The organism is Phenylobacterium sp. T106, from assembly GCF_057219735.1.
Window position 1 is genome coordinate 19,216 of record NZ_JBXVWA010000018.1, and the last position, 9,923, is coordinate 29,138.

12 protein-coding genes and 1 tRNA gene are annotated in these 9,923 nt (G+C 70.1%); 1 reads left to right on the forward strand and 12 read right to left on the reverse strand.

All coding sequences use genetic code 11. The features are described from left to right. Positions 1-25 precede the first annotated feature (25 nt). From AC2D8W_RS22490 to AC2D8W_RS22535, 10 genes are all read right to left on the reverse strand, one after another. Complete coding sequence (locus AC2D8W_RS22490) at positions 26-421, reverse strand: GFA family protein (RefSeq protein ID WP_484673401.1); 396 nt, start codon at positions 419-421, stop codon at positions 26-28. A 10-nt stretch (positions 422-431) separates the two neighbouring features. Continuing rightward, positions 432-1,628 (reverse strand): acetyl-CoA C-acetyltransferase, encoded by a 1,197-nt coding sequence (locus AC2D8W_RS22495; protein WP_484673402.1) that lies wholly within the window; start codon positions 1,626-1,628, stop codon positions 432-434. A gap of 65 nt (positions 1,629-1,693) precedes the next feature. Continuing rightward, positions 1,694-2,518 carry an enoyl-CoA hydratase-related protein gene (locus tag AC2D8W_RS22500; protein WP_484673403.1) on the reverse strand — a complete coding sequence of 275 codons (825 nt, stop codon included), beginning with the start codon at positions 2,516-2,518 and terminating at the stop codon, positions 1,694-1,696. An 8-nt stretch (positions 2,519-2,526) separates the two neighbouring features. Then, on the reverse strand, positions 2,527-3,036 hold the full coding sequence (locus AC2D8W_RS22505; protein ID WP_484673404.1) for a GNAT family N-acetyltransferase: 510 nt from the start codon (positions 3,034-3,036) through the stop codon (positions 2,527-2,529). Between the two features lie 71 nt (positions 3,037-3,107). Next, the gene (gene rplA, locus AC2D8W_RS22510) at positions 3,108-3,797 is read right to left on the reverse strand and encodes a 50S ribosomal protein L1 (protein ID WP_293479541.1); all 690 of its coding nucleotides are present in this window, start codon (positions 3,795-3,797) and stop codon (positions 3,108-3,110) included. A 5-nt stretch (positions 3,798-3,802) separates the two neighbouring features. After that, positions 3,803-4,234: a 50S ribosomal protein L11 gene (gene rplK, locus AC2D8W_RS22515; RefSeq protein ID WP_293479539.1), complete on the reverse strand. Its 432-nt coding sequence runs from the start codon at positions 4,232-4,234 to the stop codon at positions 3,803-3,805. 166 nt (positions 4,235-4,400) lie between these two features. Then, positions 4,401-7,220: a class I SAM-dependent methyltransferase gene (locus tag AC2D8W_RS22520; RefSeq protein ID WP_484673405.1), complete on the reverse strand. Its 2,820-nt coding sequence runs from the start codon at positions 7,218-7,220 to the stop codon at positions 4,401-4,403. A 21-nt stretch (positions 7,221-7,241) separates the two neighbouring features. Continuing rightward, the gene (gene nusG / locus AC2D8W_RS22525) at positions 7,242-7,811 is read right to left on the reverse strand and encodes a transcription termination/antitermination protein NusG (RefSeq protein WP_293479535.1); all 570 of its coding nucleotides are present in this window, start codon (positions 7,809-7,811) and stop codon (positions 7,242-7,244) included. A gap of 6 nt (positions 7,812-7,817) precedes the next feature. Next, positions 7,818-8,126 carry a preprotein translocase subunit SecE gene (gene secE, locus AC2D8W_RS22530; RefSeq protein WP_484673406.1) on the reverse strand — a complete coding sequence of 103 codons (309 nt, stop codon included), beginning with the start codon at positions 8,124-8,126 and terminating at the stop codon, positions 7,818-7,820. Between the two features lie 72 nt (positions 8,127-8,198). Then, a tRNA-Trp gene (locus AC2D8W_RS22535) sits at positions 8,199-8,274 on the reverse strand. Between the two features lie 190 nt (positions 8,275-8,464). Between AC2D8W_RS22535 and AC2D8W_RS22540 the strand changes: the two genes are divergently transcribed. Next, on the forward strand, positions 8,465-8,689 hold the full coding sequence (locus tag AC2D8W_RS22540) for a hypothetical protein (protein WP_484673407.1): 225 nt from the start codon (positions 8,465-8,467) through the stop codon (positions 8,687-8,689). A 3-nt stretch (positions 8,690-8,692) separates the two neighbouring features. On the opposite strand, the gene AC2D8W_RS22545 is transcribed toward AC2D8W_RS22540, so the two are convergent. Together AC2D8W_RS22545 and AC2D8W_RS22550 are read right to left on the reverse strand one after the other, a co-directional pair. Beyond that, positions 8,693-9,541 carry a GIN domain-containing protein gene (locus tag AC2D8W_RS22545; RefSeq protein WP_484673408.1) on the reverse strand — a complete coding sequence of 283 codons (849 nt, stop codon included), beginning with the start codon at positions 9,539-9,541 and terminating at the stop codon, positions 8,693-8,695. A 201-nt stretch (positions 9,542-9,742) separates the two neighbouring features. Continuing rightward, the coding region (locus AC2D8W_RS22550) for an EF-Tu C-terminal domain-related protein (RefSeq protein WP_484673409.1) at positions 9,743-9,923 on the reverse strand (181 nt) is incomplete at its 5' end.

The window sequence follows — 9,923 nt, forward strand, 5'->3', positions numbered from 1 at the left end:
GTGCGCGCCGGCTCGGCCGCCAAGGTCAGAACCCCTCGTCCCGGGACCTGAACGGCGCGTGCGGGTCGTACCAGGAGGCCTTGTCCGACAGCCAGATGTGCCATTGGTCGTCGCCGCCGGCGACCGGCGTGTCCAGGCAGCCCAGCCGCAGCATCATCACGTCGCGGTCCGCCCGCTCGGCAGTGAGCTGCGAGCCGCAGGCGCCGCAGAACCGCCGGACCTTCCCGGGGGAGGACTCGTAGCTCCCCAACGCCTCTTCCCCCTGCACCCAGCGAAAGCTCGCCTTGGGAACCGAGGCGATGCTGGAGAAGGCCGCGCCATGCGCCTTGCGGCACGTCTCGCAGTGGCAGTGCGCGATGCCGGTGATCTCGGCGTCCGCCTCGTAGGCGACGCGTCCGCAGAGGCAGCTGCCGGTCAGCATGCGGCCGGCCTCAAGCCGCCTCGAAGATCGCCGCGATGCCCTGGCCGCCGCCGATGCACATGGTCTCCAGGCCGTACTTGCCGTCGCGGCGCTTCAGCTCGCGCAGCAGGTTGGCCAGGATGCGACCACCCGTGGCGCCGATCGGGTGGCCCAGCGAGATGCCCGACCCGTTGACGTTCAGGCGGTCCCGGTCGTCCCAGCCCCAGCCCTTGAGCACGGCCAGCACCTGCGGCGCGAAGGCCTCGTTCAGCTCGACGAGGTCGATGTCGTCCCAGCCCATGCCGGTGCGCTCGAACAGGCGCTTCACGGCGGGCACCGGGCCGATGCCCATCCGCGACGGGTCGCAGCCGGCCGCGGCCCAGCTGACGAAGTAGCCCATCGGCTCGAGGTTCAGCTCGGCCAGCTTGTCCTCGGCCACGACCAGGCAGGCGGCGGCCGCGTCGTTCTGCTGGCTGGCGTTGCCGGCGGTGACCACGCCGTCCTTCTCGATGGCCCTCAGCTTGCCGAGGCTCTCGGGCGTCGCGTCCGCGCGCACCCCTTCGTCCTGCTTGAAGACGATGGGGTCGCCCTTCTTCTGCTTCACCTCGACGGGCACCAGCTCGTCGTCGAACTTGCCCTCGGCCCAGGCCTTGGCGGCCCGCTGGTGGCTCATGGCGGCGTATTCGTCGCATTCCTCGCGGCTGATCTGGTAGTCGCGGGCCAGGTTGTCGGCGGTCTCGATCATGCCGCTGATCACGCCGAAGCGCTCGATCGGCTGGCTCATGACGCGGCCGCGCGAGAGGCGGTCGTGCAGCGTCACCGAGCCTGCCCGCGCGCCCTTGCGCATGTCGAGCGTGTAGTACTCGGCGTTGCTCATGCTCTCGACGCCGCCCGCGATGACCACGTCGGCGACGCCCGTCTGCACCATCATGGCCGCGTCCACGACGGCCTGCAGCCCCGAGCCGCAGCGGCGGTCGAGCTGGTAGCCGGGGGTCTCGATGGGGAAGCCCGCCGCAAGCGCCGACCAGCGGGCGATGCACGGCGCCTCGCCGTTGCCGTAGCCCTGCGCGAAGATCACGTCGTCGACCTTCATGGGATCGATGCCGGTGCGCTCCACCAGCGCCTTCAGCACCACGGCGCCCAGTTCCCCCGCCGGGATGTCGCTGAGCGCGCCCAGGTATTTGCCGACAGCGGTGCGGATGGGGCTGACGATGGCGGCGCGTCTCACGTGGGTGTCCTCCCGAACGGTCGTTTGACGTCACCTGCGGCCCGGCGGCCGGATCGTCAAGAGGTTCAGCCCTTCCAGGCCGGCGCGCGCTTCTCCATGAAGGCCTTCACGCCCTCGCGGTAGTCCGGCGTCTTCGACATCTCGACCAGCAACGACTCGGCCTCCTGCACCGCGCTGGCGGCGTCGCGGTGGAGGTCGCGGTAGATCTGGCGCTTGGTCTCGCGCGCCGAGCCGGGGGCGACATTGGCCGCGAGGCTGCGGGCGTAGGCCATCACCTCGTCCATCAGCCGGTCGGCCGGAACGATGCGGTTCAGGAAGCCCATCCGATCCGCTTCCTCGGCGGTGAACACCCGGCTGGAGAGCAGGATGTCGTTGGCGAAGGTCAGGCCGATGATCCGCGGCAGGATCCACGAGAGGCCGTACTCCGCCGGGAAGTTGTAGCGGCCGTGGGCCGCCGTGAACTTCGCGCCGGGCACAGAGAACCGCAGGTCCGCATAGGCCGCCAGGACGAGCCCCACCCCTGCCGCCGCGCCGTTGATCGCTGCGATCACCGGCTTCGTCAGACCGAAGTGGTAGGCGAAGGTCGCATCGAATTCCTCGTGCACGCCGTAGCCCGGCTCGGCGATGTCGTCCGGCGTCCCGGCGTCGTACTGGCCGCGCGCCGAGTGGCCCTCCAGCGCCTGGAGGTCGGCGCCGGGGCAGAAGGCGCCGCCTTCCGGATCGCCCGTGACGACGATCACGCGGACGGCCGGGTCCTTGTCGGCTTCGCGCAGGATCCAGCGGTACTCGGTGTGCATCCGCCCGGTCCACGCATTGCGGCGCTTCGGGCGAGCGAGCGTGACGAGCGCGATCCCGTCGGCGACATCGTAGCGGGTGGCCTTGAGTTCCATGCCCGCCACTATGCCACCCGGAAGCGCAGGATGAAGCCGTTCCAGAGATCGTCGTCCCGGTCGAGTTCGTCGACCGGGCCGTCGGCGGCCTCTGCGGCGACGCTGCGCCAGAACGCCAGCGCGGCGAGATTCCGGCGCGCCACCGCCAGCTCCCACTGGCCGGGACGCGGCGCGATGGCGGCCAGCGCCGCCGCGCGGCCGACGCCGCCCCGGCGGTGCTTTCGGACCACGAAGAACTCGGCGATCGCGTGGTCCAGCGGCAGGCCGGCGTGGCTGTGCCGGTTGAGCAGAACGAACCCGGCGATGTGGCCGTCCGCGCGGATCAGGAACGGCTCGCGGTCGGGCTCGGTCCAGTAGGCGTCCAGGTGGGGGTACGCCTCGAAGAGGCCGTCCTCGCCCAGCTCGCCACGCGCCGTTCCGGCCCACTGTTCGGTGAAGTCGTGGGTGTAGAGCTGAAAGAGGTTCGACATCGCGCCGCGTCGGTCGGGACCGGCCGGCTCCAGGATCACGTCCGCCATGACGTCGCCCCCAAATGCAAAAGGCGCAGCGTCGCCGCTGCGCCTCCGCAAACTACACCGGATCAGGGGGCTCAGGCGCCCAGCGACCCTTGGTCCACCTTGAAGCCCGGGCCCATCGTCGACGAGAGGCTGATCTTCTTGATGTAGGTGCCCTTGGCGCCCGACGGCTTGGCCTTGTTGAGGGCGTCCACCAGGGCCTTCACGTTGGCCTGCAGCGCGTCCTCGGTGAACGAGGCCTTGCCGATGCCGGCGTGGATGATGCCGGTCTTCTCAGTGCGGAACTCGATCGAGCCGCCCTTGGCGTCCTTCACGGCCTGGCCGACGTTCGGCGTCACGGTGCCGACGCGCGGGTTCGGCATCAGGCCGCGCGGGCCCAGCACCTTACCTAGACGGCCCACCAGGGCCATCATGTCGGGCGTGGCGATCACGCGGTCGAAGTCCATGAAGCCGCCCTGGATCCGTTCCACCAGGTCCTCGGCGCCCACGACCTCGGCGCCGGCCGCCTTGGCTTCCTCGGCCTTGGCGTCCTTGGCGATGACGGCGACGCGGACGTCGCGGCCGGTGCCGGACGGCAGGGCCACCACGCCGCGGACCTGCTGGTCGGCGTGACGCGGGTCGACGCCCAGGTTCACGGCGATCTCGACGGTCTCGTCGAACTTGGCGTTGGCGTTGGCCTTCACGAGCTTCACGGCGTCGGCCAGCGGGTGCGTGGCCTGCGTATCGCCGGTCCACGCCTTCATGCGCTTGGGTTGCTTGGCCATGGCGCTCAGGCCTCCACGATCTGCAGACCCATCGAGCGCGCGGAGCCCTCGATGATCTTGGCGGCGGCCTCGACGTCGTTCGCGTTGAGGTCCTTCATCTTCTTCTCGGCGATCTCGCGCAGCTGGGCGCGGGTGATCTTGCCGGCGCTGTCACGGCCGGGCTTCTGCGAGCCCGACTTCAGCCCCAGCGCCTGCTTGATGAAGTAGCTGGCGGGCGGGGTCTTGGTGACGAAGGTGAACGACTTGTCCTGGTAGACCGTGATCACGGTCGGAAGCGGCGTACCCTTCGCTTCCTTTTCGGTGCGGGCGTTGAACTCCTTGCAGAAGCCCATGATGTTGACGCCGCGCTGACCCAGCGCCGGCCCGATGGGCGGCGAAGGCGTGGCGGAGCCGGCAGGCACCTGCAGTTTGATATAGCCCAAGATCTTCTTGGCCATCTTTGCTCCTCAGTGGCTCATGCGAGCCGGTTTGAGCCGTGGTGCGGGGTTACGACAGCCGCCCCCTCCCACGGATTTGATGTCACGGTCGTGACAGCCCGCGGACGCAGAGCGCCGCGAGGCGCGCGCATCTAGCAGCAAAGGGCCCACGGCACAACCGCGGGGGTCAGCCCGGCCGCCGGGCCCAGAACTGGTACATGCCCATGAAGGTGAGCGGGTTGGCGCGCTCGAAGGCGTCCCAATTGGCGAGATCCAGGCCGTTCGGGTCCGCAGGATAGGCGGCGCGGTAGGCGGGCATCGCCCCGCCGATGGAGACGAAGCCGAGGAACTCCAGCCCTGTCTCGGCCAACATGCGGCGGATGTCGGCGATCTCGTGCTCGTGCTCCTGCACGTGCATCACCAGGTCGCGCAGCGTGCTGGCGGCATAGAAGTCGGTGGTGTCCATCGCCGCCTTCAACGGGTCGCCGTCCGGGGCGGCCACGATGGCCTGCCGCAGCTCGCGCAGGGTTTCGGGCGTGTATGTCTGCGCCAGCGCCTTCGCGGGCGCCCAGCGCGCCCGCGCGCGCCGGCTGTAGAGGCCGAGCTTCATCAGACCGCCCGGCCGAAGCCGGCCTGCGAGGACGCGCGCGCCTTCGAACGGATCCGACAGATGGTGCAGCACACCGCTGCACTCGATCACGTCGAACGTTCGTCCGATGGCGCCCAGCTCCAGCAGATCCGCCTGCGCATAGGTGAAGTTCACGAGACCCGCCTCGCGGGTCTTGCGCAGCGCATAGGCGAGGCTCGCGCGCGAGAGGTCGACCGCCAGCACCTTCGCGTCGGGGCCGTAGCGCTGACCCGCATGGATCGCGTGGAAGCCGGTGCCGCAGCCGGCGAACAGCACCTCGGCCGCCGGCGGGATCGCGCGGCCCATGATGCCGGTCGCGGCCGGCAGGCGGGTCACCCGCCGCCAGCGTGGATAGGGGTTCGTCTCGTACTGGCTGCGAACGGCCTCGGAAACGCCGCCGCGAATGGGCGTCAGCGTCGGCAGGCCGGCGGCCAGAGCCCGCTCGTCCCGGACGTTGGCGAGCTGCTCGCGCAGCACATCGGCCACGCCGCCCATCCACCCCCGGTCGAGCAGCGCTTCCGCGCCGGGCACGTCCGACAGCGGCCTGTAGCAGCCCAGGATCATGACCTCGTCCGGGGTGAGCCGATCGATCCGCGCCGCCATTCTATCGACCAGCTGCGTCTCGATGGCGTCCTGCGCCCAGCAGTACTCGTTGAGGAAGCACTGGATCGCGAGCGCCGGCAGGATCGGTTTCAGCGCCTCCACCTCGTTCCCGAACAGCAGGCGCCGGCGGATCGTCGTCAGCCGGCCCTCCAGCCAATAGGGATAGACCGGCGTGGACGTGAGCACCTCGGCCAGCAACCCGTCCGAGGCGACGGCCGCATCGGTCGCGGGCCAGTTGTAGCGCAGGTGCACAATCGCCGGCTGGCCGGACGGCTGCACGCCGCGCGCGCCGCGGCGGAGGTCGGCCCAGACGGCCGCGCGGGCTTGCGGCGCCTTCCAGTCTTCGAGGCTGCCCAGGGACGTCTCCCGCACGTCCGGCGCGGCCGCCGCCCGCGGCGACGGCTTCTGGGCCCAGAACATGTACATCCGCGCGAAGGTCCGGGGGTTCTGCGCCTCGAACTGCTCCCAGCCGTTCAGGTCCACGCCGGCCGGGTCGTGCGGGAACGCCGCCCGGTACATCTTCATGACCGCATCCGGCACGATGAAGCCCAGGAAGACGAGCCCGTTCTCGTCGAGCATCCGCCGCAGGTCGGCGAAGTTCATCTGATGCTCCTGCACGTGCATCAGAAGGTCGCGGCAGGACGAGGTGGTGTAGAAATCCCGGGACGCGGCGGGCCAGCGCATCGGGTTGCTTTCCGGCCAGCCTAGGATGGCCTGCCGGAGCTCGCGCACCGTTTGCGGCGTGTATTGCCGCGCCAGCTCCTGCCCGGCCCGCAGCCCCTGTCGCGCCGTCGAGCTGTACAGGCCGATGTTCACGAGGCCGCCCGGCTTCAGCGTCCGGCAGATCGCCCGCGCGCCCTCGAAGGGGTCGGACATGTGGTGGAGCACGCCCACGCAGGTGACCACATCGAAGGCTTCGGGATAGCGCTCCGGCAGTTCCAGGATGTCGCCGTGCACGTACTCGATGCCGGCGATCCCCTCCTCCCGGGTCTTGCGGGCCGCGTAGGCGAGGCTCCGCCGGCTGAGGTCGACGGCGACCGTCCGGCCTGCCGCCAGGTACTCGTGCGCCTGGATCGCCTGTCGCCCCGTGCCGCAGCCGGCGACGAGAACCTCGGCGCGCGGCGGCAGAGGCCTGCCGTGGATGTGCGTGGCGAAGCCCACCTTCGGCGCCCGCCGCCACCGGGGATACGGATGGGTCTCGTACTGCGACCGCACGTTCGAGGAGACCCCAGCGCGGATCTCGGTCACGGCCGGAAGCGTCTCGGCGATCTCGCGCTCGATCCGCACGGCGCCGATCTGCTCGAACAGCACCTCTTCCACGGGCCCCGTCCAGCCCTTCGCCAGGAAGTCGTCGGCGGCGGGCAGGTCCGACAGCAGCCGGTAGCAGGCCAGCGCCATCGTCTCCTCGGGCGTGAGGTCGGCGCCACGGGCTTCGAGCGCGGCCACGGCCGCCGTTTCGTCGGCCTCCTCGTTCCAGGCGTATTCGTTGAGCTGGCACTGGATGGCCAGCGCGGCGAGGAAGCGCTCTGTTCCAGGGGTGGCGGGGGCGAACAGCAGGGTCCGCCGGATGGCCGTCATCCGCCGCTCGTACCACTCCGGGAAGACCGCGAAGCTCTTGAGGCTCTCGATCAGAAGCTCGTCGCGGCTCGCCGCTGCGAGGTCGGCCGGCCACGTCTGGCGCAGGATCTCCACGGCGCGGAAGACGTAGTCCTCCAGGGCTCCGCGCTCGCGGAACCCGGCGACGAGGCTTCGGCGCTCCTCTTCGAACTCGTCCATGGCGGCGGGGCGGGCCCGGCGCTAGCCGATCTTCTCGACCTGGCCGTACTCGAGCTCGACCGGCGTCGCGCGGCCGAAGATGGAGACGGTGACGCGGAGGCGGGCGCGTTCCTCGTCGACCTGCTCGACCGAGCCGTTGAAGCTGGCGAACGGCCCGTCGGTGACGCGCACCTGCTCGCCGATCTCGAAGGTGATGGTCGGCTTCGGCCGCTCCACGCCCTCCTCGATCGTGCCGATGATGCGCTCGACCTCCTTTTCGGACACGGGGATCGGCTTCGACCCGCTGCCCAGGAAGCCGGTGACCTTCGGCGTGTTCTTGATGAGGTGGTAGGCCTCATCGGTCAGCTCCATCTTCACGAGCACGTAGCCCGGGAAGAACTTGCGCTCGGCGTTGATCTTCCGGCCGCGCCGGATCTCGACCACGTCCTCGGTGGGCACGAGCACCTCGGAGAACTGCTCCTCCAGCCCATGCTGGCGGGCCTGGTCGAGGATCGACTCCTTCACCTTCTTCTCGAAGTTCGAGTAGGCGTGGACGATGTACCACTTGTGGCGCGGATTGCCCTTGGCGGGCGCGGTGGCGGCTTCAGACATGTGCAGTTATCCGGTCGCGAGCTTGAGCAGCCACGTGATGGCGGTGTTCAGGACCCAGTTGACGACGAAGAAGAAGATCGCCGCCAGCACCACCATGATCGCCACCATCACGGAGGTGATCCAGGTTTCCTTGCGGCTGGTCCAGGTGATCTTGCGGGCCTCGGCGCGGACCTCGGCGGCGAAGCGGGGAAGGTTGCGGAGCCCTTCGATCAGGCCGCCCTTCTTGGGGGCGGCGGCGGCCCCCGGCGTCGCCATCGCGGCGGCGGTCTTGGCGGCGCGCTCGCGGATGGCTTGCGGGCTCGGTTTCCTGGCCATGCGGCTCTTCAAACTCTCATCTGGAGCCCGCGGCCGCGGCGCTCCGGTTCCTGTGGTCGGACTTATATAGGGTGGCAGGAGTGGAGGGACTCGAACCCCCGGCCCTCGGTTTTGGAGACCGATGCTCTACCAGCTGAGCTACACTCCTTCGCTCACCCTCCCCGACGTCTTCGAGGCCTGCTTCTTCCGGCTTCCGGGGGAACACCCGTCGCCGCGCGTGGCGGCTAGAAAAGCAGACTCCAACGATGTCGGGTAGGACGCAGGCGTATGACGCAACGGCGCGGCCGTTTCAAGGGGCTTCACCGGGATCGAAGGCGGGGACGAGGCGTTGAGGCGTCATGTCCCGCACCCACGACGACGCCTACAATCGCGACGAGGACCAGAAGCCCCGGGAGGGCGCCTCCCCGCGCGCAGCCTCCGAACCGGAGGGGTCCGAAGGCTCGGCGCGAAGCGCCAAGACCTTCACCGACCCGGCCAGCGGCGGCGGCCAGAAGCCGGGCCATTCCCCCAACCAGGCCGAGACGGACCTGACCGAGGGCGCCCCGCAGCGCCACAAGCCGTAGCGCTCAGCGCGGACGGCCGCCGATGCTGACGCGGCCGCCGCCGGACACCGACTTGCGGACCTGGCCGGTCACCTCCCGCACGCGGACGCCCCCGAGGCCCGAGATCGAGGCGTCGAGGTCGCGGGCCGCGCCGCCGTAGTCGACCGACCCGACGCCGGAAACGGAGGCGCGGATCAGGTCGGCGCGGCCGTTCTCCACGCCGATCTTCCCGACCCCGGACACGCGCGCCTGAACGTCGCCGTTCACCTCGCCCACCTGCACGTTCCCGGCGCCCGAGAGACGGGCGTCCAGGCCGTTGCGCACCCGCGTCGCATGGACGTCGGCTGCGCCGGACAGATGCAGCTCCAGGCGGTCGGACGCGCCCATGCGGATCGAACCGGCGCCCGACTCGTGGATCTCGGCGGCGCCGGCCACGTCGGCGATGGTCCAGGCGCTGCACCCGGAGTTGGACAGGTCCAGGCTGGCGGAGCGGCCGATGGCGCCCACCACCGCGCCGCTGGCGGAGAGGGAGACGCTGCGCGGCGTATGGATCACCACCTGCGGCATCTCGTCGTAGTCGACCCGACCGACGCCCCGTACTCTCACGCGCGGACGGGCCGACAGGGCGTCGCAGCCGCGGATGCGGCGGTGAAGCCCGCCGTCCACAACCACGCGGCCGCCTTCGCTGCGGACGGTGAGCGGGAGCGCGGCGTTGGGCCTGACCACCTCGACCCTGACATCCGACCGGTCGGCGGGCACGACGGTCACGCGCGCCACGGCGTCCTTGATCTCCACCGAGGCGGCGTGCGCCGCGCCGGCTGAAGCCGCGACGATGGCCGCCGCGGCGCTCGTCAGTCGAACCGCTAGTCTCATCGCCCTCTCCCGCCCAGGTTCGAAGCGAGGCTAGGGCGGGCCCGAACGGGTCACAGCTTAATTCGGCGTCATGACGCCGTTGTCATGGAGCGCCGGCGCATCGTCAGCGCCCAGGTGGAGAGCTCCAGGATCGTCACCGCACGAAAAAGGCCGCCGGGGGATGCCCGGCGGCCCTGGTGTTCGTTCAAGCGGCCTTGCGGCTTACTTGATGATCTTGCTGACGACGCCCGAACCCACCGTGCGGCCGCCCTCGCGGATCGCGAAGCGCAGGCCCTGGTCCATGGCGATCGGCGTGATCAGCTCGACGTTCAGCTCGGCGTTGTCGCCGGGCATGATCATCTCCACGCCTTCCTTCAGCTTGATGATCCCCGTCACGTCCGTC